The sequence below is a fragment of the Bifidobacterium asteroides genome, assembly GCF_019469425.1.
Classification (GTDB): Bacteria; Actinomycetota; Actinomycetes; order Actinomycetales; family Bifidobacteriaceae; genus Bombiscardovia; species Bombiscardovia asteroides_I.
This window is the reverse complement of sequence record NZ_CP048272.1, coordinates 1,582,760-1,603,717: the sequence shown is the minus strand read 5'-3', so window position 1 is coordinate 1,603,717 and position 20,958 is coordinate 1,582,760. Positions and strand designations below refer to the sequence as shown.

The 20,958-nt window shown below is 57.0% G+C and carries 19 protein-coding genes; 13 read left to right on the top strand and 6 right to left on the bottom strand.

Annotation, left to right across the window (positions count from 1 at the left end; genetic code table 11):
- Window position 1: 1 nt before the first annotated feature.
- From GYM67_RS06585 to GYM67_RS06560, 6 genes are all read left to right on the top strand, one after another.
- Entirely contained in the window at window positions 2–979 is a 978-nt protein-coding gene (locus tag GYM67_RS06585; protein ID WP_220236151.1) for an ABC transporter permease, read from the top strand.
- A complete protein-coding gene (locus tag GYM67_RS06580; protein WP_396019988.1) occupies window positions 979–2,028 on the top strand; it encodes an ABC transporter permease in 1,050 nt (349 codons plus the stop codon). The genes GYM67_RS06585 and GYM67_RS06580 overlap by 1 nt, the downstream gene beginning before the upstream one ends.
- Window positions 2,019–2,813: an ATP-binding cassette domain-containing protein gene (locus GYM67_RS06575; RefSeq protein WP_220236150.1), complete on the top strand. Its 795-nt coding sequence runs from the start codon at window positions 2,019–2,021 to the stop codon at window positions 2,811–2,813. Before GYM67_RS06580 ends, GYM67_RS06575 begins: the two co-directional genes overlap by 10 nt.
- Window positions 2,800–3,648, top strand: a complete 849-nt coding sequence (locus tag GYM67_RS06570) for an ATP-binding cassette domain-containing protein (protein WP_258561467.1) — start codon at window positions 2,800–2,802, stop codon at window positions 3,646–3,648. The genes GYM67_RS06575 and GYM67_RS06570 overlap by 14 nt, the downstream gene beginning before the upstream one ends.
- 81 nt (window positions 3,649–3,729) lie before the next feature.
- The gene (locus tag GYM67_RS06565; protein ID WP_220237444.1) at window positions 3,730–5,697 is read left to right on the top strand and encodes a RecQ family ATP-dependent DNA helicase; all 1,968 of its coding nucleotides are present in this window, start codon (window positions 3,730–3,732) and stop codon (window positions 5,695–5,697) included.
- Window positions 5,698–5,809: 112 nt separating this feature from the next.
- Window positions 5,810–6,292: an S-ribosylhomocysteine lyase gene (locus tag GYM67_RS06560; protein WP_029678668.1), complete on the top strand. Its 483-nt coding sequence runs from the start codon at window positions 5,810–5,812 to the stop codon at window positions 6,290–6,292.
- Window positions 6,293–6,350: 58 nt separating this feature from the next.
- Here the strand turns inward: GYM67_RS06560 and GYM67_RS06555 are convergent, their stop codons facing one another.
- Entirely contained in the window at window positions 6,351–7,361 is a 1,011-nt protein-coding gene (locus GYM67_RS06555; protein WP_220236149.1) for a LacI family DNA-binding transcriptional regulator, read from the bottom strand.
- A 340-nt stretch (window positions 7,362–7,701) separates the two neighbouring features.
- Here GYM67_RS06555 and GYM67_RS06550 point away from each other — a divergent pair, with 340 nt between their 5' ends.
- From GYM67_RS06550 to GYM67_RS09290, 5 genes are all read left to right on the top strand, one after another.
- On the top strand, window positions 7,702–9,024 hold the full coding sequence (locus GYM67_RS06550) for an ABC transporter substrate-binding protein (RefSeq protein WP_220236148.1): 1,323 nt from the start codon (window positions 7,702–7,704) through the stop codon (window positions 9,022–9,024).
- Window positions 9,025–9,165: 141 nt separating this feature from the next.
- A complete protein-coding gene (locus GYM67_RS06545; RefSeq protein WP_309485624.1) occupies window positions 9,166–10,044 on the top strand; it encodes a carbohydrate ABC transporter permease in 879 nt (292 codons plus the stop codon).
- An 8-nt stretch (window positions 10,045–10,052) separates the two neighbouring features.
- Entirely contained in the window at window positions 10,053–10,871 is an 819-nt protein-coding gene (locus GYM67_RS06540; protein ID WP_220236146.1) for a carbohydrate ABC transporter permease, read from the top strand.
- A 37-nt stretch (window positions 10,872–10,908) separates the two neighbouring features.
- A complete protein-coding gene (locus tag GYM67_RS06535) occupies window positions 10,909–12,912 on the top strand; it encodes a glycoside hydrolase family 127 protein (protein WP_220236145.1) in 2,004 nt (667 codons plus the stop codon).
- A 383-nt stretch (window positions 12,913–13,295) separates the two neighbouring features.
- Window positions 13,296–13,736 carry an S-ribosylhomocysteine lyase gene (locus GYM67_RS09290; RefSeq protein ID WP_309485629.1) on the top strand — a complete coding sequence of 147 codons (441 nt, stop codon included), beginning with the start codon at window positions 13,296–13,298 and terminating at the stop codon, window positions 13,734–13,736.
- A gap of 76 nt (window positions 13,737–13,812) precedes the next feature.
- Here GYM67_RS09290 and GYM67_RS06525 read toward each other — a convergent pair whose 3' ends face one another.
- The 5 genes from GYM67_RS06525 to GYM67_RS06505 form a co-directional block, all read right to left on the bottom strand.
- On the bottom strand, window positions 13,813–14,712 hold the full coding sequence (locus tag GYM67_RS06525) for a dihydrodipicolinate synthase family protein (protein ID WP_220236144.1): 900 nt from the start codon (window positions 14,710–14,712) through the stop codon (window positions 13,813–13,815).
- 2 nt (window positions 14,713–14,714) lie between these two features.
- Window positions 14,715–15,512 carry an amidohydrolase family protein gene (locus GYM67_RS06520; protein WP_220236143.1) on the bottom strand — a complete coding sequence of 266 codons (798 nt, stop codon included), beginning with the start codon at window positions 15,510–15,512 and terminating at the stop codon, window positions 14,715–14,717.
- 1 nt (window position 15,513) lies between these two features.
- Window positions 15,514–16,782, bottom strand: a complete 1,269-nt coding sequence (locus GYM67_RS06515) for an MFS transporter (RefSeq protein ID WP_220236142.1) — start codon at window positions 16,780–16,782, stop codon at window positions 15,514–15,516.
- Between the two features lie 8 nt (window positions 16,783–16,790).
- The gene (locus tag GYM67_RS06510) at window positions 16,791–17,582 is read right to left on the bottom strand and encodes an SDR family oxidoreductase (RefSeq protein WP_220236141.1); all 792 of its coding nucleotides are present in this window, start codon (window positions 17,580–17,582) and stop codon (window positions 16,791–16,793) included.
- An 80-nt stretch (window positions 17,583–17,662) separates the two neighbouring features.
- Window positions 17,663–18,946 (bottom strand): enolase C-terminal domain-like protein, encoded by a 1,284-nt coding sequence (locus tag GYM67_RS06505; RefSeq protein WP_220236140.1) that lies wholly within the window; start codon window positions 18,944–18,946, stop codon window positions 17,663–17,665.
- Between the two features lie 150 nt (window positions 18,947–19,096).
- Between GYM67_RS06505 and GYM67_RS06500 the strand changes: the two genes are divergently transcribed.
- Together GYM67_RS06500 and GYM67_RS06495 are read left to right on the top strand one after the other, a co-directional pair.
- A complete protein-coding gene (locus GYM67_RS06500; RefSeq protein WP_220236139.1) occupies window positions 19,097–20,152 on the top strand; it encodes a LacI family DNA-binding transcriptional regulator in 1,056 nt (351 codons plus the stop codon).
- Window positions 20,153–20,298: 146 nt separating this feature from the next.
- Complete coding sequence (locus GYM67_RS06495) at window positions 20,299–20,934, top strand: N-acetyltransferase (protein ID WP_220236138.1); 636 nt, start codon at window positions 20,299–20,301, stop codon at window positions 20,932–20,934.
- Window positions 20,935–20,958: the final 24 nt, after the last annotated feature.

Here is a 20,958-nt window from a genome sequence, read left to right as displayed (position 1 = left end):
CATGGTCAGATTCCTGATGCGGCGCCTGGTGCTCTTCGTCTTGGCGCTGATGGGCATCTCCCTGCTGATCTTCCTGGCCCTACGCATCCTGCCCGGTGACGTGGCCGCGGTCATGGCCGGACTGGATGCCCCACCTGAGCGTGTCGACAGGCTGCGTCGGCAGATGGGCCTGGACCGCTCCTACTCACGGCAGTATCTGGATTGGATCAGCGACTTTCTGAAAGGGGACCTAGGCAAGTCCACTCTGACCAACCGTTCCATTGCCTCCCAGGTGGGCATACGAGCCCAGATCACCTTCCCTCTGATTCTTTTGGGGCTGGGCGTGGCCCTGCTGCTGGGCGTCCCCCTGGGTTGCGCCGCCGCTCTGGCTCGCTCGCCACGGATGCAGTCTTTCAGCCACATGGCAGCCATCGTGGGCGGATCCGTACCGGCCCTCTGGTCAGGACTGCTGTTGATCATGCTCTTCGCCAGGGGAAGTGGCCTGATCGGTCTGCTGCCCTCCCAGGGCTTTCCTGCTCTCGGCTGGGCTCGTCCGGGGCAGGCCCTGTCGTCATTGATTCTGCCTGCCCTGTCCACCGGCATCATCGTGGGCGCCGGCATCATGCGGTACACTCGTTCCCTTCTGGGCGACATGCTCTCTTCGGGGTATGTGGACATGGGCATGGCCTGCGGGATGACCCGAACCCAGGCCGCCCTGCGCATCGGTCTGCGGCTGGCTTCTCCCCAGTTGGTTTCGGTGGTGGGGCTGACCATGGCCGAGATGATCACCGGGGTCATGGTCAGCGAGAACCTGTTCGCCCTGCCGGGGCTTGGCTCCATGCTGATCACCGATGTGGGCAACCGGGATCTTCCGGCCGTTCAGTCCGAGCTGCTTCTTCTGGCGGCCTTCTTCCTCTTCCTGGGACTGCTGGTGGACGTTATCCATAGACTGATCGATCCGCGTTTTCGAGGTGCAGTCAGGAAGGAGGTGGCTGACTGATGGGCTGGGGGCATACAGACAGGCCCCGCCTGGGATCGAGGGCCGCTTTCCCCGGCCGACTGGGATTTTTCGGGCGGACGCGTTTGGTGCTGGCCAGCATGTGGCGCAAGCCCTCTGGGCGATACTCGCTGATTGTTCTGGCCATTTGGATCCTGGTCTCCCTGGTCTCCAGGTTCTGGACCCCGGTTCCTATTTGGGACACTGACGGGTACCGGATCTGGCAGGCTCCCAGCCGCGACCATCTGTTGGGAACGGACGGCACCGGAGCAGACATTCTCTCCTGGCTGATGGCGGGGTCGGCCACCAACCTGGCCATCTGCCTTCTGACGGTCATCCTGTCAGGCGTATTGGGGCTCCTTCTGGTCATGGCCATGGTCTCCCGACGTTCTGCAGTATCGCAGACGGTCGTGGTGCTGATCGATGCCCTGATTTCCTTGCCCACAGTCCTGCTGGCTCTGGTCCTGGCCGTCCCCCTGGGACCCAGCATTGCCGTGGTTGTCGTGGCCTGTGGTTTCGGCTACGGACTCAACCTGGCCCGGATCGTGCGGCCCCAGGCGCTCCTGGCGGAAGAGTCGGACTACGTGCAATCCGCCCGGCACAGTGGAGTTGGGTCCTTCAGAATCTTCTGTACCCACCTGGTGCCCAATATCATTCCGGTCCTGTGTGTGCAGCTCTCCATGTCGGCGGGGACCTCCGTTCTAGCTGAGGCAGGGTTGACCTATCTGGGGGTGGGTGTTCCCTCTGGCCTGCCCTCCTGGGGTCATTCGCTGACCACCTCGGTCAAGTTCATTAATGTCTTTCCGCTGACCGTGCTCTGGCCCGGCTTGGTGGTCACCATGGTGGTGGTGGCGCTGAACCTGTTCGGTGATGCCCTGCGCGATGCCATTGATCCGGTTTCCAACCCCTGTCTCAGGGCCGCCGTGGCTACCGCGGGTTGGTCCGCTCTCCGGTCTGAGAAGCGCCAGGAAACGTCTGCGCAATCAGATGACTCCGATCATCATATCGAAAGTGAGATCCATGCCGGCGAGGGAGGTCAGCCATGTCGCTGAGTATTGACGGCCTGAGTCTGTCCATCAATGGCCGCACCATTCTCGACCAGGTGGACCTCAAGGTGGGGGACGGCCAACGGGTCGGCCTGATCGGCTCCTCAGGCTCCGGAAAGTCGATGATCGCCCGCAGCGTTCTGGGCACAGCACCACTGATGGCCTCCCTGTCTGGATCCATTCTGGTGGACGGGCTCCAGATTCTCGGTTCTGATGACCAGTCTCTGGCGGACCTGCGCGGTTCCCGGATGGGCATGATCTTTCAGAATCCTTCCATGGCCCTGAACCCTGTCAAGAAGGTCTACAGCCAGGTGGAGCTCCCTCTTCGCCGCCACTACCGCCTGAGCGCCCAGGAAAGGCGTAGACGGGTCATGGAAATATTGGAACAGGTCGGGTTGGATGTGGGACTGGCTGGCTCCTATCCGCATGAGCTGTCCGGAGGCCAGCAGCAGCGGGCGGCTATAGCTGCAGCCCTAGTCACCAAGCCCAGACTGATCTTGGCGGACGAGCCGACCACGGCCCTGGATGCCATCACCCAGCGGCAGGTCGTGGATCTGTTGGTCTCCTTGGTTGACCAAAGCGGGGCCTCCTTGCTGTTCATCACCCATGACTTCTCCGTACTGGCTCGGGTTGCTGATTACTGCTACATCCTTGACGCAGGCCGAGTGGTGGAAAGCGGGCAGACTCGCAGCATTCTGCGCAGCCCATCCAGTCCACAGGGCAGGACCTTGGTGAGAGCGGCCAGAGAGTTGACGCTGAGCGCAGATGGAGACAAGCATGATGGCGACTGACGGTGCACATGCCGATCCGATCCTGATCGGGAGGGGCCTGACCAAGGCCTATGCCTCCAATGGCAGCGGCATGGTTCGAAAGGCTGCGGTTGACGGAATCGATGTCTCCCTCCTGCCGGGGGAGTGCCTGGCGATCATAGGGGAGTCAGGTTCAGGGAAAACCACGCTTTCCCGTCTGCTCCTGGGTCAGTTGAGGGCTGATGCCGGGCAGGTGGCATATTTGGGCAGATCGGTTCTCCACGGTTCCCCGGCCGCCAAGTCGCTTGCGCGAGACTCTGCTCTGGTCTTTCAGAATCCCTTCGCCTCTCTCGACCCCCGGTGGACCATCGGCCGATCGGTCGCCGAACCTCTTCTGGCTGCCAGGCGCAGGGGGGGTGGACACCTATGGCATCGTCGTCAGAACAGGACGGGCCCTGCTGATCAGGTGGCCAAGGTCTTGTCGGAGGTTCAGCTTGACCCCGGCAGGATCATGACGGCTTATCCTTCGGATCTGTCCGGAGGCCAGGCCCAGCGGGCGGCCATAGCCCGGGCTCTGATCGTGAAGCCCCGGATACTCCTGGCCGATGAGCCCATGAGCGCCATCGATGTCTCAGCACGCGTCGGGATTCTCCATACCCTTCAATCCATCATGGCCCAGTCCAAACAGCAGAGTGATCCGTCAAATGGCATGTCCATGATCATCATCTCCCATGATCTGGGCGTGGTCCAGCACATCGCAGACAGGGTCATGGTGCTCAGCCAGGGAAAGGCGGTGGAGGAGGGGCCGGTGGAAGCAATCCTCAATCATCCCAAGCAGTCCTATACCAGACAGTTGCTGGCAGCCGCGACCCTGTAGGTTTCCGTCTATGTCCCACGATTGACCACATGGTCGTTCGCCCACTGCTTGACTCCTGCCGTGGCAATAGACTGGGGAATCATGGTGGACATCCAGGATGCAGGGCAGGCGCTGAAGCGGTATTTCGGATATGAGTCTTTTCGCCCGGGTCAGGAAGATCTGGTCAAGGCGATTCTGGGTGGGCAGGACTGCCTGGGTGTGATGCCGACCGGGGCTGGCAAGTCCATCTGCTATCAGATTCCTGCCACCCTGCTGGACGGGTTGACCATCGTCATCTCCCCCTTGGTTTCCCTGATGAAGGACCAGGTGGACGGGCTGGAGGATGCCGGCATCCAGGCCTCGTTCGTCAATTCCACCCAAGCTATGGATGAGCAGTCTTTGGCCCTGGCGGAAGCTGCCCAGGGACGCAGCAAGATCCTCTATGTGGCTCCCGAGCGGCTGGATGCCCCCAGATTCAGGGAATTCGCCCAGCGTACGAGGATCTCCCTGCTGGCTGTGGATGAGGCCCACTGCGTATCCCAGTGGGGTCAGGACTTTCGCCCTGCCTACCTGGGCATCGGCGATTTCATCAGATCCCTGCCTAACCGGCCCACGGTGGCAGCCTTCACTGCTACGGCGACCGAGAAGGTTCGGCGCGACATCGTATACATGCTGGGCTTGAACGACCCCTATGTAGCGGTGACAGGATTCGACAGGCCAAACCTCTTCTTCGACGTGATCAAGCTGGAGAGTAAATACAAGAATCGCTGGGTGGTCCAGTACGCCCTGAAGCATCAGGACGATTCGGGCATCGTCTACTGCGCCACCCGCAAGGAGACCGAAGCCCTTGCCGATGATCTGACCAAGGCTGGTGTCAGCGCTGTCAGCTACCACGCTGGCATGGATACCCAGGACAGGGTGCAGGCACAACGGGACTTCGTTGACGACAAGGTGCAGGTGGTCGTGGCCACCAATGCTTTCGGCATGGGCATCGACAAGTCCAACGTGCGCTATGTCGTTCATCACAATATGCCTGAGAGTATCGAGGCCTACTACCAGGAGGCCGGCAGGGCGGGACGCGACGGCGAGCCCGCCCGATGCTCGCTGCTGTGGAACGAGAGCGACATCGTCACCCGCAGGCGGCTCTTGGACATGGACAATGGCAACGACAGACTGACCGGTGAACAGACTGAAGCGGTCAGGGCCGAACACCGGCGTCTGCTCAATGTCATGATCGGCTACTGTCGAACCACTGGCTGCCTTCACCAGTACATGTTGCGGTACTTCGGCGAGGAGGTGGACCAGGCTGCTGCAGGTCTTTCGCCCGCCGAGGCCGACAAGGGCAAATCCGTCACAGCAGGGCATCCCGACACGGGCAGCGTCGGCTGCCAGAACTGTTCCAACTGTCTGAGCACCTTCACGACTATCGACGTCAGCGATGTGGCCCGTGCCATCAGCAGGTGCGTGCATGATGTGAACCAGCGATTCGGCTCCGGCAAGATCGCTCAGATCCTCCGGGGTTCGCGCTCGCAGGACCTTCTTCAGCGAAGGCTGGATCGGTGCCCCAGCTATGGCGCTCTGGCCCAGGTTCCAGAGGCGCGAATTCGCGACGTGCTTAACCAGATGGCCTCGGACGGGTATCTGCATATCACCGAAGGGCGGCTGCCCATGGTCCACTTCGGACCCAAGGCTGTACAGACGGTCAGACCGGACTTCCATTACGAAATCAAGCGGACGGAACGCCCGAGTATTTCAGGCAAGGTCTTCGGCGGCGGGTCTTCTTCGACAGTCGGCGATGACGGTCTCGATCAGGCCGGCGCAAGCGATGCCAGCCCAGAGGATGAGGAACTCTTCCAGAAGCTGCGCGATCTGCGGACCAGCATAGCCCGCGAGATCGGCAAGCCTCCCTACATCGTCTTCTCCGACAAGGCGCTGCGCGATATGTGCCGCCTTCGGCCCGTCGACGATGCGACCTTCCTGACCGTCAACGGGGTGGGACAGCACAAACTGGAGCAATATGGGCCCCAGTTCATGGGGGTCATTTCCGAGTTCTCGGCCGGAAGAGGGTGAATATGGCCATGGGCACGGCAGGGTCTGATAGGCGGGTCGGCCTACCATGAGGTATGCATGACTTCACCGCGGCTGCCTTTCGTATGGGCGCCCGACAGGAAAGGAAATTACAATGGCTGACAAACCTATCGTAGAGAGCTTCCAACTGGACCACACCAAGGTCAAGGCGCCCTACGTTCGTCTGATCGACGAAGAGAAGGGCCCGCAGGGAGACATCATCTCTAACTATGATCTGCGCCTGGTCCAGCCCAACCAGAACGCCATTCCAACTGCTGGGCTGCACACCATTGAGCACACCATCGCCGTGCTCCTGCGCGAACGCATTCCCGGCTACATCGACTGCTCGCCCTTCGGTTGCCGGACGGGCTTCCATCTGCTTGCCTGGGGCCGTCATTCGACCGAGGATGTGGCCAAGGCTCTGAAGGAGTCGTTGGAGTTCATCGCCGAAAAGGCCACCTGGGATGACGTGCCCGGCACCGAGATCACCTCCTGCGGCAACTACCGCGACCATTCGCTCTTCTCGGCCAAGCAGTGGAGCCGCGACATTGTGGCCGCTGGCATCAGCTCCGATCCTTACGAGCGCAAGCTGGTCTGAACGCTGACTAAGAGGCCCAGGCTGAAGATGAAAGCTCAGCCTGGGCCTCTATCTTGCTTTAATCCATGGGTACCGTTGACTCGCGTTGAATCAGACGGCAGGGTACATAGTCAATCCCATGGTGCGGCTGTCCTTTGATGGCATCCATGAGCTGCCGAGCGGCAATGCGGCCAATCAGCTCGGTGTTGTTGTCGATGCTAGTCAATGAAGGCCTGGAGGCGTTGACCAGCACATCCCAGTTGTCGTGGCCTACCACCGCCACGTCATCAGGAATCGACAGCCCCTGTTGCTTCAGTGCATCGATGCAGCCCCTTGCCAGTTGGTCACTTTGACAGACGACTGCATCAAAATCGACGCCTTGGTCAAGCAATAGTCTGGTAGCTGCGCGTCCCCAATTCTCATTCCAACGGCCGTATCGGATTGGCCCAGCAGGTTCAAGGCCGAATTCTGCCAGCGCCTCAAGTGATCCCTTGGTCCGATCTGTGGCTGCTGTAAAAGTTTCGTCGCCTCCAATGATGGCTATTTTGTTGCGTCCGCAGGAGATGAGCGAATTGACTGCGATTCGTCCGGCATCGACATTGTCGCAGGTGACAGAAGCATCATTGGGATTGGTTGACGGTCCATATGCATAGACCAAAGGGACACCTACGTTTCCCAGGCTGGAACGGGGATTGGTTTCCCTCTGCACGATGAGCAGGCCGTCCACATTCAACGAGAGTAGTTTTTCAACATGGCTGCGTTCCAAGGCTTCATCACCTCGGGCGTTCGCCAGCAAAACAGATACGGAGCCAGCGCGCAACTCGTTTTCGGCCCCAATTAGGATAGGGGTTGAAAAACGGCCGGTCAGGTCTGAGGTGACCAGACCGATGATGCCGCTCTTGCCGCTGGCCAGCGATTGAGCCATCTTGTTTGGACTGTAGTGCAGACGTTCTGCCGCTGCCCGAACCTTTTTTCTGGTCGCTGGACTCACCCTGGGCTGGTCATGAAGCGCTTTAGAAGCCGTCGATAGCGACACCTGGGCCATTCGTGCCACATCCGACAGCCTGACAGTCCGTGTTGTCTTCTCCATGTCCGACTCCAGTTCGTGAATTTTCCGAGCAGTTGATTGCATCGTGTGTTAATCCATATGCTAGTGCGGTCTTGCGAGGATTTCGGCAGTTGCGAAAACTCAAAACCTTCATTTTCGCATAGACGACAAAAAAGTAGAGGAAAATACTTCATCTATGAATAATCAATAGATTTGCAACACTGTGAGAAAGCGATTTTGCATTTTCGCTGATATCACATATGATGAAAGGGCTTTTGGCGTGGATCATTCGGTTGGATTCAAATGAGACTCGTCGAATGCTAAGCGGAGTTTCCGCAGCCAGCTCTCAACGATGAGCGGGAACGTAGAGAAAGAAGCAGATATGATCTCGATGAAGAGCATCGTACGTACGACGACAGCCATAGCCGCTGTCGCCATGCTCCTGCCATTGGCCGCATGTGGAGGAGGATCGCAGCCCGGCGCGGTTTCCGACAAGATACCGGCCAAGGGGACGGACGATGGGGAGCAAATCACCCTGTGGACCAGATCGCCACTGGAGCGGCAGGCAAAAAACGTGGTCGCTGTGTACAACAAGTCCCACAAGAACAAGGTCAAGTTGGAGATTATCCCCAACGACGATATGGAAGGCAAGGTAGGCGGAGCCTCCCAGACTGGTTCGCTGCCGGATATTCTGGCGGGTGATGTAGTCCGCATTCCCTATTGGGCTTCTGAGGGCATCTTCAAGGACATCACCAAGCAGATCGATGCCCTGTCGAATAAAGCTGATCTTCAACAGGGCCATATCAAGGCTGGAACAGTGGATGGCAAGAAATACACGCTGCCCTTCATCACCGATGTTTCGATCATGGTCTGGAACAAAGACCTTTACCAGCAGGCCGGTCTGGACCCGGAGAAAGGCCCAGCCAGCATAGAGGAATTCGCAAGTCAGGCCAAGAAGATTGCCGGTTTGAACAAGGACGGGGTCTCAGGATCATATCTGGCTGGTCAGTCAGGCGGGGCGCTGGCATTTGATCTTTTCCCGTCCTCGTGGGCTGATGGTCATGAAGTGATGAACGACGACGGTAGCAAGGCTTCTCTGGACAACCCCTCTATGAAGGCCACTCTGGACGCTTACCATCAGCTTGCTGAGACCTCCAATGGCCTAGGAGCAGGCTCCAAGGAGGAGACGGGCGCTACTTGGACAGCCCCATTCGCCAATGGAAAGGTCGGTGTGATGCCCTACCCCAACACTTCGGTGACCGCAGTCATTGAAGCGGAGAAGAAGGGCGGATTCAAGGTTGGCGTGGCTCCTATACCCGGCACTGAGGAGGGCAAGACCGCCACTTTCCTTGGCGGGGATGCCATGGGAATCTCCAAGGACAGCAAGCATGTCGCTCAGGCTTGGAACTTCCTTTCCTGGCTGATGCAAGCGGATAGCCAGAAGCAGGTGTTTGCTGACAAGGGTGACACCGCATCGAACATCCGTACCCTGAAGACCGCTTATACCGATGCTGATCCGCGGGTACAGACCATCAATTCTGTCATTGTCGACGGCCATGGTCAGACCCCAAAGTCTCCGGCCTTCAACGAGGCCTTCAATGCCGCCGGGTCGCCCTGGCAGTTACTGATACAGAATGCCGTCTGGGGCAAGGGTAATTTGCAAGCCGACAATCAGGCGGTCAGCAAGGTCCTGTCCAAGGAGTGAATGGCCGTAAATAAGGATCCATCGGTTTCGTCAGAAAGGTTGCGGAGGAGCCTCTCTGACGATCGCCGACGATCGGTATGACCAACGAAGGGGTGCAATATGTCAGGTAGCAGTGGGCAAGCAGTAACACGAAGACGAAGCATGGTAGGCGGAAGAAGAATGCGCCGAGGGATGATTTATGCTCTCCCGGATTGGCTGTTCATTATCGTCCTTTTCGTCGTTCCCATCGTCCTGCTGATCGTCATGGCAGGTTCTCGCTGGACCTTGATGGGCGGTAACCGGGGTTGGAATTTTCCGACGAATTTCATCAAGGTTCTGCACAATGAGCTGCTTGGCCATGCCATCGGGTTCACGTTGGAGTACACCGTCATAGTAACCGTTATTCTCCTGGTCCTCGGACTGGGATTGGCCTTGCTTGTGCAAGAGTCCAGTGCATGGAACAACGTGCTTAGGACCTGCTTCCTGCTGCCTAGCGCCACTGGACTGGCTTCAGCATCGTTGCTCTTCTATGCCCTGTATTCGCCTCAGGTGGGACCGGTCACGGAAATCCTGGCTCATCTGGGACTCATGCATGCCAATGGTTCTGTGCTGGCCACCGGGCAGAGTGCCCTTTGGGCCACCATTATTGTCATTGTCTGGCGGTTCTCGGGGTACTACATGCTGCTCATGATGATAGGTCTGCAATCCATTCCGGGTGATCTTTACGAAGCTGCGCGCATGGATGGGGCGGGTACTTGGCGGATTTTCAAGTCAATCACCCTTCCTTTGATGCGGCCGACCATCATTATGTGCTTGGTCTATAGTGTAACCGGGTCCATTCTCGCTTTCGATCAGTTCTTCATTCTGACCAAGGGTGGGCCGAACAACGCGACCATGACCGTAGTCGAGCTCATTTACAACTTTGCCTTCGACTCCAAGAAGGACCTGGGCATGGCTGCAGCGCTCTCCCTGATTGTGCTGCTGGCCCTGGTCGTCATCAATTCCATTCAAATGCGCGGTCTGCGCGACAATACCAAGTGAGGGGAATCATGACTACGCCCTTGTGGAAACGCTGCATAAGCAGGATTCTTCAGGCCCTGTTGGCCCTGGTCTTCATTGCTCCCCTGATATGGGTGGTCATCTGCTCCTTCAGTCCGCAGACAGGATCTGCCCAGACGGACGGCTGGGGACCGGGCAATTATCTGACCTTGTTGCACTACCAGGACGGGTTGCCTACCTACTTGGCCAATTCGGTGGTAATCACTCTGGTTACGGTGGTGCTTTCCGTAATTGTCTGCACTATGGCTGGGTACTCCTTCTCCAGATTTGAATATCCAGGGCATGATCTGGGATTTATGGTAACGCTGTCCATTCTCATGGTGCCGTATGCATCCCTGCTGATACCGCTTATGGTTTGGTGCAAGGACATCGGTCTGAACGATTCCCTGGTTGGCGTCGGCCTTGTCCTGACTCTTTTCCAACTTCCCATGAGCACCTTCATTATGCGGATAGCTTTTGATGCCATTCCCAAGGATATGGAGGAGGCCGCCATGGTAGACGGATGCAATAGCCTGCAGGCACTGGTCAAGATCCTGATGCCCGTAGTCAAACCTTCCATGGTGACCGTGGGGCTGCTGGCCTTCCTTGAAGCATGGAATAATTTCATGATTCCCCTCTACCTTGTCGGGTCCTCGCACGCCCCCCTGCCTTTGGCCTTGGTCAACATGCGTCAGCAGACCATGGGCGTTATTGATTATGGAGCTACAGAGGCCGGCGTGGTTGTTTTGCTTCTGCCTGCAGCGATCCTCTTCCTGACGCTTCAGAAGTATTACGTCAAGGGATTCATGGCAGGCGCAGTCAAGGGCTGACGGTCCGCGTTGACGATTGTGGACAGAAGGAGAACGAATGAGAAAAACACAGTTGCGCTGGAAGCCACTGCCTAGTGAACCACAAGTTAGGATTACATCAACTTTTTGGCAACATCGGCGGGAGCAGATTGCACGTGTGGTTTTGCCCTATCAGTGGCAGGTTCTCAATGATCAAGCCAATGTAAATGTGCCTGATGATCCAGCCGGCAACCAGGGTTCTGACCCACTTAGTCATGCTGTCAGCAATCTGCGCATTGCCGCTGGTGAGCAGGCTGGAGAATTCAAAGGTATGGTCTTTCAGGATTCCGATCTCTACAAGTGGCTGGAGGAAGCCGCCTATGTGCTGGAGTATCATCCAAATTCCCACCTGCAAGCGGTCTGTGACAGAACCGTGGACCTTATTTCCAGGGCTCAGACTCCAGACGGGTACCTGGTCACACCATTTCAGATCGGGACGGGTCCTTGGGCGGATCGCAGGCCCTTCTCGCAGTTGCAGCAATCCCATGAAACCTACAGCATGGGTCACTACATAGAAGCGGGACTGGCGTATTACCAAGTCACCGGCAATAGGCAGGCCTTGGATATAGCTCGTCGGATGGCTGATTGCATTGATTCGCATATTGGACCCGAAGAGGGGAAAATCCACGGAGCCGATGGTCATCCTGAAATCGAGCTTGCTCTCTGCAAGCTCTTTGAGGCTACTGGTGAAGAGCGGTATAAGCAATTGGCTGCCTATCTCATCAATATTCGTGGGCAGGATCCACGTTTCTACGCCAAGCAACAAGAGAGCGCGCCAGGTGAGCAAATTGCGCCGGATATGGCCGATTATCCTCTGGAGTACTTTCAGGCTGATCGCCCGGTTCGTCAGCAACAAACAGCTCATGGCCATGCAGTGAGGTTGATGTATCTATGTACGGGCATGGCTCACCTGGCTGCCATTACCCAAGATGCAGACTTGGAACGCACGGTACGCCGACTGTGGCGCAACTTGGTCGACAAACGCATGTATATCACCGGGAATGTCGGATCCACTCACGTCGGTGAGTCCCTCACCTACGATTACGATCTGCCTAATGACACTATGTACGGGGAAACTTGTGCGTCGGTCGGAGCTACCATGCTGGCCGAGAGAATGCTTGCGCTGGATGCCGATGGCGAATATGGCGACATACTCGAGCGTGAGCTTTTCAACGGTGCCTTGGCAGGCATCAGTCTGGATGGACGTCAGTACTTCTATGTCAATCCCCTCCAAGTCGATCCCGAGGGTATAGACAATCCGGATCGTCATCACGTTCTGGCACATAGAGTGGACTGGTTTGGCTGCGCCTGCTGTCCCGCCAACATCGCCAGACTGATCGCCTCCGTGGATAGATATATTTATGCAAGGCCTGATGACTTCACGGTGCTCAGCCATCAGTTCATCGCCAATCAGGCCGGCTTTGACAATGGCCTTGAAGTTGTGGAGTCAACGAATTACCCATGGAGTGGACTTGTCGACTACGACTTGGAACTGTCTGCGGATGCTTCCGGACCAGTTCGTTTCGGCATCAGAGTGCCCAGTTGGACGGCAGATTCGTACAAGATGACCCATGACGGATTCGAAGAATCGACGGAGCTTGAGCGCGGATTCATTTATGTGGATCTGGCTCCAGGCCAAAAGAGCCATGTTCACCTGGAAATGGATATGGCCGTTAAGCTCATGAGAGCCAACTCGCGGGTTTCGTCGGATGCCGGATCTGTTGCGCTTATGCGGGGCCCTCTGGTCTATTGCGCAGAGTCGACTGATAACCCGGGGAAGCTTTGGCAGTACCGGGTCCTTGTTGATCCTCAGAAAGTGACATCTGAATTCCACCAGGATCTGCTTGGCGGCGTCGACATGCTGACCGTACCAGCCATGCTTGATTCCGAGGATAGCCCTGATGATCCTCTCTATATCCCCCTGTCGGATAAGCATGAGCGATCTGTAAACATGAAGTTGGTTCCTTACTATGCTTGGGCCAATCGGGAGACGGGAAGCATGAAAGTCTGGTTAAGGAGCTGATAAAGAAAGGTTCCGACTTTTATGAGAGGCGCGCAATAGCCCAAACTATTCCCTGATTCGCTCAATGCGTACTCACTTCGTAGCAGCTTCCTGATGGATACACTCGTACTTCGGCAATCGCGGGGGCGGGCCTGGCCCCTCCCGCATCGGTCGAGAAAGAGGTAGCCACAGTGAGCAGGTACGCGATGGAAACTGCACGTTGGATCCGTCATGCCACCATGGACGACTTTGAGGCGATCATGCCTGTCTACGCCTACGCCAGGAAGCGGATGGCCGAGACCGGCAACCCCCGTCAGTGGGGGGACAAGTACCCCCTGCCCGAACGCATCCGCGAAGATATCGCCGGGGGCCACACCATGCTCTTGGTTGACGATGCAGCTGGCATGGATCAGATGCCTGAGGATCCCGTCTACCCTGAACCTGAGCTGGACGAGCACAAGGGCATCATCTCTAACTATGATCTGCGCCTGGTCCAGCCCAACCAGAACGCCATTCCAACTGCTGGGCTGCACACCATTGAGCACACCATCGCCGTGCTCCTGCGCGAGCGCATTCCCGGCTACATCGACTGCTCGCCCTTCGGTTGCCGGACGGGCTTCCATCTGCTTGCCTGGGGCCGTCATTCGACCGAGGATGTGGCCAAGGCTCTGAAGGAGTCGTTGGAGTTCATCGCCGGAAAGGCCACCTGGGATGACGTGCCCGGCACCGAGATCACCTCCTGCGGCAACTACCGCGACCATTCGCTCTTCTCGGCCAAGCAGTGGAGCCGCGACATTGTGGCCGCTGGCATCAGCTCCGATCCTTACGAGCGCAAGCTGGTCTGAACGCTGACAGACGAACAACAGGGCCTGAGGAAAGGTAGGTTTTTCTCAGGCCCTGTTCGATGCAATAGATGAAAGCTCAACTACGCAGTATGGTCTCGATCTGTCGCATCTGGTAGTCATCAATCTGCGTAGCCGGTTCGCGGATGCGTGTGCTGATGGGCAGACCCTGCAGTCGCACAGCTCCCTTAATGGCCGACACGAACAAATCCGCAGTGTCGTAAATCGCCATCAAATGGTTAATGCGTCGGGCCTTGTCTAGCGCGGTTTGGTAATCGCCCTTTTGATAGGCCTGATGCATGGCAACGAAGGTCTCTGGCTCCACGTTCGTCAGACCTGACAAAACGCCGTTGCCTCCGCAGATACGGTTGGCCAAATAGTATTCGTCGAACCCTGAGAACACCGAGAACTCACTGCTGACACCCCTGACTGCGGATACGATCCGACGTGTGTGGCTGATCGTGTCTACAGTGTCTTTGATGCCCACGATATTCGGACATTTCCGGGCCAGTCTCGCGACCAACTCGGGGGAGCAGTCGTTGCCTGTACGAGCCGGGAAGTTATAGAGAATCACCGGTACAACCGAGGCATGGGCGATGCTGCTGAAATATCTGTAAGCAGTCGGTTCCGAAGGACCAAAATAATAGGGGCTGACAGCAACCACGGCATCGGCGCCGATTTGTCCGGCAAATGCGGTCAGATCCATCACCCGGTCCATGTTCGTATCGCCTATCCCGACGAATACCTTCACGCGTCCTCGTATATGGTCGATGGCGAATTGCAGGGCTGAGCGCTTCTCTTGGAGATCATATGCATAAAACTCGCCGATGCTTCCGAACAGGAGCACTCCGTTGATGCCAGCCTGAATCAGATGGTCCAGATGTCGTCCCCAAAGGGCGGTGTCTATGACTCCTTGATCGTCGCTGACGGTTATTGACGGGCAGAATATTCCCTCGAATTTGGCTGATGATGTGCGCATATTCACCCTTTCACAGCATGTATATCGGCATCAATTCCATAGGCCCTCATGGCATTGTGCCTGAAGAAGTCCTCATCCGGGCCAAAGATGTCCAGCATCAGTTGCCAGTGTTCCCGTAATGAGGAGTGGACGGTGACTACCGGCCAGTTGGAGGCATAGAGAATCCTGTCCGGGGCAAATGTGTCCCTGACAAAGGCGACGATGTCGTGATCGACCGGCAGGTCGCCTGACACCTTGATATAGCAGTGCGGCAGGGCTGCCATGGTCTGTACGGCTTTTTTACAGGCCGGCGACAAGTCAGGCATATTGCCCAGGTGGTCCATGATGACAGTCAGGGAAGGAACCTGAGAGAATGTCTGAGCCATATCCGGCAGTTCCGCCCCCCTGTTGCATAGCTCAAAGGGCAGGCCCTTATCGGCCATGGCGCGGAGCCCAGCGATGAAGGAGGGTTCCATGCAACGGCCGCGAGGGGCAGAGTCAGTATGCAGCGGCTCTCTGATGCCCGTAGCATTGATGGGCACCCTCATATAGGGCCCTACTTGGGCTCGGAGCATTCGGGCAAGAATTTTGGGGTTATTGCTCTCATAGACCAAGCGGTCCTCTAATAGGGGGTCGTCCGAGTCTACTTCCACATAGACTCCGCCCAGAAACTCCACTCCTAGCTGCTCGTACTCGCTTTCCAATTCATGAAGGGAAAAACTCCGGTTCAGTGAGGGAATCCCGTCCAGCCAAGGCAGATGTTGCCGCTCAAGATTCCACATATGGAAGTGGGCATCGATGACCTGCAGTTGTTGTGTCATGTCAGGCTCCCTGCTCAAGACCTATGCGACACCCACGGAAGGCGTACCAGGCGATGTAGAGGAATCCGGGCACAGTCACCAGCATTGCGATTTCGATGCCCATGGCGTCCTGGATGGCGCCCAGCAGCAGTGGGATCAGGGCCGCTCCGACGATACTCATGACCAGCGCCGAAGAGCCGGTCTTGGCGTCGTTGCCCCTGATGCCTTTGAGCGTCAGCGAGAAGATCGTGGGGTAGCCGATCGATATGAACAGATAGGCGATCAGGAAGCAGATGACCGAGAATCGTCCCATACCCAGGGATACCAGAATCATCAACATGGCTGTGATGCACATGTAGATGCCCAGTATCTTGCTGGCATCGAATTTGGTCATCAACGGAGTGGTCAGAAACCGGCCAAGGGTGAACAGCACTGACAGCAATGCCAACAGTGTGGCAGCCAGACCGGCGGTTATGCCGTCGCCCCAGTGTCGGAGAGCATAAGCGGAGAACATGGCCATGCCTGCCACCTGCAAGCCGATAAAGATGAACTCGGCTATCACGCCCAATACGAAGTAGGGGCGTTTTGGCAGGCTTGAAATGCCAGAGCCGGTGCCGGTTTTCCCTTCCTGCTCGTCATCGCCAGGTGGTGTTGGCAGTTTGAAGACGATGAAGACAGCCAACACCAGCAGCAGGACGATGCCGATGACAATATAGATCATCCTGGTATCAGACAGGAACTTGACCTTGGCTTGCTCAAAACCTGGCTGTTTTGGGGTCAGGGTTTTGGACAGGACTGCACCCAAAATCAGAGGCCCCACTACGTTGCCGACTCCGTTGAAGCTCTGTGCCAGATTGAGTCTGAAGGATTCGCCTTTTTCGTCGCCCAGCTTGGTCACGTAAGGGTTGCAATTGGTCTCCAGTGAGGAGGCTCCCAGCGCTATCACGAACATGGCGAATAGGAAGAGTCCGTAGCTGGCCATATTTGTGGCTGGCACCACGATGAATGCTCCAGCCGCGAACAGTATCAGTCCGGAAATGACACCGCCCTTGTAGCCGAAGCGCTTGGAGATGATTCCGGCTGGGATGGCCATAACGAAGTAGGCTCCATAGTAGGCCACCTGCAGCAGTGATGCCTGGGTGCTATTCAGCTCCATATAGTTGCTGAACGGGCTGTTGAGAGCGTTGACCAGGTTCATGGTCAATCCCCAGATGAAGAAGAGGCCGATGACCAGGGCTATGGCGATGGTGGCCTTGGACCCGCCTTTGTTTCGTGTATTTGTATTTTCCATGGCAGAGCTCAATTCAGTGCCCGGTCCAGGTGGACGTATCCGCCATCGACGAATACCCATTGGCCGGTGGTGTGCGATGCGCGATCGGAGAGCAGGAAAGTGGCGGTGTTCCCGATCTCCTCGGGTGTGGTCATGCGATGCTCCAGAGGAATCTTGTCTGTGATGACCGACAGACGGGCCTGCTGGGCCTTTTCATCGCCAAAGGTCTTAATCCAGTCGGCATAGAGCGGGGTCCAGCATTCCGAGACCACGATGGCGTTCACTCGTACCTCATCGTGCACCAAGGCCGCAGCCCATTCTCTGGTCAGGCCCAGAATTCCGCCCTTAGCCGCCGCATAGGCGCTGGTCTTGCCTTGACCGGTCACGGCTGTTTTGGAGGTGATATTTATGACGGATCCGTGGCTTTCCTTGAGATAGGCACAAGAGGCATGCATGAGTTCGTAGTAGTGAGTGAGATTACCGTGCACGGAATGTTCGAACTCCCGCCAGTCGGTGGTTTCCAAGTCCTTGTTGTCGTTGACCCCAGCGTTGTTGACTATGCCATCAATATGGCCGAATTCCTTGTGTACCTGCTCCACAATGGGGGCTATGCCGTCGGTGTCATTCAGATTCAAAATGAAGGTCCGATAGGTATCGGTATAGGCTTCGATGTCTTTGCAGAATTGGCTCTTGGCTGACTCGTCACGGTCTATGACTGCTGTTATGGCGCCCTCCTGGGCCAGTTGCAGGGTGATGCCCCTGCCGATGCCCTTGAAGCCACCGGTGATGATGAATACCTTGTTCTTGAGATGCAGATCCATGAGAACTCCTTTGTCTGTATGGATTGATGATTCGTTAAGGGTCCAGGGTTGGACCGAATTGTGATTGAGGTGGCTCGAAGTCACTCTTGGTGGAGGTAGCGCTTTGCAGTCTCCAGGGTCATTTCAGCCCCATTGCCGGGATTTGTCTGTGCTTGATACATGCCTTGGCTGATACGCACGGGGTTCACAAAGTATTCGTGCTGGTTGTCCACATATTCGATCATTCGACCCTGCGTGGTGCAGGAGACGGCTGCATAATCGAACATGGCGAAGTGGCAGACCATCTCGCACAGTCCGACCCCGCCGGCGTGTGGGCAGACTATTTTGTGGAACTTGCGAGCCAATAGGTATTCCAGAACTATCTCTTGGGGGCCCGCCACTCTTGTGGCGTCGACCTGCATGATGCCGAAGGCGTTGGCCTGCAGGAACTGCTTGAACATAATGCGGTTCTGCATCTGTTCGCCGGTTGCCACTGGGATGGGATTGATGGCTCTGGCAATGGTTGCGTGGCCGATAATGTCGTCGGGGCTGGTAGGCTCTTCGACCCAGGCCAGGTCGAAGTCATGGAAATGGTTGATCCAGTCAATGGCTTGTGGGACGTCCCAAACCTGATTGGCGTCGACGGCCAGGCGGATGTCGGGGCCGATGGCATCCCTGGCCAGTCCCAGGCGGCGTATGTCATCATCAAGGTTCTGGCCAACCTTGAGCTTGATTTGTTTGAAGCCCTTTTCCCGGGTCTCCCGTTTGGCGATCTCCACCATTTTTTCGTCGCTGTAGCCAAGCCAGCCGGGTGCTGTCGAATAGCCAGGATATCCGTGTTGGCGAATGTCCTCAATGCGCTCCTGCTTACCAGATTGCCCATCCTTGAGGATGTCTATGGCCTCCTCGGGGCGCAGGGCATCGGACAGATATCGAAAGTCCAAGGTGCTGACCAGGTCTTCGGGATCCATTTCAGCCAGCAGCAGCCACAAAGGTTTTCTTGCTTTTTTGGCTTTCATGTCCCAAAGGGCGCTCAGCAGCGCGCCAATGGCCATGTGCTCAACCCCCTTTTCGGGTCCCAGCCAGCGTAACTGTGAGTCATGGACCAATAGGTCCCAGGCTAAACCCATGCTGTCCAGCAGACGTTCAACCTCCAGGCCACGCAGAGTATCTCCTATGGAATCTATGGCTCTGCATACAACATCGTTGCCTCGTCCGATGGTGAAGACCAGTCCGCAGCCCTTGATGCCGTCCTCAGCCGAGGTGTGTATTTCCACATAGGCGGCCGAATAGTCGGGGTCTTTGTTCATGGCATCCGACCCTGAGAGGGTCAGAGAAGTGGGAAAACGAAAGTCATACGTTTTCACTGCAGTGATAGTACTCATCGTGGCTCCTTTGCCAATCTTGTGAACGTATACCTCAGTATAGGCGTATGAATAGAAATTTGAAAATCGGAAATGTAAAAATTCTAAACCCGACATGGATGCTATCGCTTCTTCATTGGTTACGATTGTTGGGTAATGGAAAGGATGCACATGGCCAGACAGGAACCCGGCAATCCGCACGTGGGCGCAATAGCCGAGCAGCTCGGCATCTCGGCTTCGACCGTATCCAAGGTGATCAACGGTCGACCGGGCGTGGCGGCAAAAACCCGTCGCAGGGTCGAAAAGGCTCTGGCTGACCAGGGCTATGCGCATCCGCTTGTCAGTACCAAGATCGCCCAAACCATTGAGCTGGTGGTGGATTATATTGCCAACAATGGCACCATCGAGATGATACGTTATGCCTCAAAATGGGCTTTGGATGCCGGTCTGGCTCTGACGGTGACACAGACTGACCACCAGCGGCGCGCCGAGGAATGTCTGAGGGGGATCATTGATCGCAACCCGCTGGGTGTGATCACCCAAATGTCCTCCATAGACCAGGAGGGCAAGAATGTGCTCAAAGCACGGGGCATTCCCTTGGTTGCGGTCGATCCAGTGGACTTGGTCAGCGATGAGGACATGAGCATAACGCTTGATAATTGGACTGGAGGGTACCAGGCGGCCAAATGCCTTTTGGACGCCGGCCACCGGTGTATTGGAGTTATCGCCGGACCGGCGAATGTGCAATCCGCGCAAGCCAGACTGGCTGGATACCGGGCAGCATTGGCAGCCATCGGTGCCAGCCTGCCCTCGACTATGGTTCAGCAGGGAGACTATTTGCCTGACAGAGGGTACCAGGCTGCTTGTGATCTGCTGGACCGTGCTCATCGTCCGACTGCTATCCTGGCCTGCAACGACTTGACAGCCGTCAATATCTATAGAGCGGCGCGCGAACGTGGACTGGAGCCCGGGCAGGACTTGTCTGTTGTCGGATTCGACAACGTCTATCCATCCTCGTATTTGATGCCATCCCTTACCACGGTGGACCAGCCATTTGATCTGATGGCCAGGATGGCGGTGGGAATGATCCTCGATGCACGCCAGGGCAAGGAGTTCCAGCGACATGTGGTCATGCCAACCCGTCTGGTCAGCCGACACAGTGTGGTCAACCTGACCCGTGTCCGTCGTTTGCGCTCGAAAAGTCGGAATCAAGAGGCCGCGCAATAGCCCAAACTATTCCCTGATTCGCTCAATGCGTACTCACTTCGTAGCAGCTTCCTGATGGATACACTCGTACTTCGGCAATCGCGGGGGCGGGCCTGGCCCCTCCCGCATCGGTCGAGAAAGAGGTAGCCACAGTGAGCAGGTACGCGATGGAAACTGCACGTTGGATCCGTCATGCCACCATGGACGACTTTGAGGCGATCATGCCTGTCTACGCCTACGCCAGGAAGCGGATGGCCGAGACCGGCAACCCCCGTCAGTGGGGGGACAAGTACCCCCTGCCCGAACGCATCCGCGAAGATATCGCCGGGGGCCACACCATGCTCTTGGTTGACGATGCAGCTGGCATGGATCAGATGCCTGAGGATCCCGTCTACCCTGAACCTGAGCTGGACGAGCACAAGGGCAGCCACGAGCGCATCGTCGGCGTCTTTGCCCTCTTCCATGATCCGGAGCCGGATTATCGGGTCATCGATGGCAGTTGGCTGGACGACCGCCCCTATACCACCATCCATCGGGTGGCCGCCTCAGGACTGGGGCGCCACGCGGCCGGGGACCTGCTTGACTGGAGCATGCGCCGATACGAGAACATCCGCGCTGATACGGGACTGAAGAACTATGCCATGCAGCACATCCTGGAGACCCATGGTTTCACCCGCTGCGGCAACATCATCATGCCTGAGAACAAGGAGATCGAGAACGTGCGAGTGGCCTATCAGTGGCACGGCCGTCCCCTTGACCTGGCTGAGCGCGAAAGGGAGGCCAAGCGCTTGGTCACTGTCTGAGACCGTCGCAGCGCCGTCGCACAA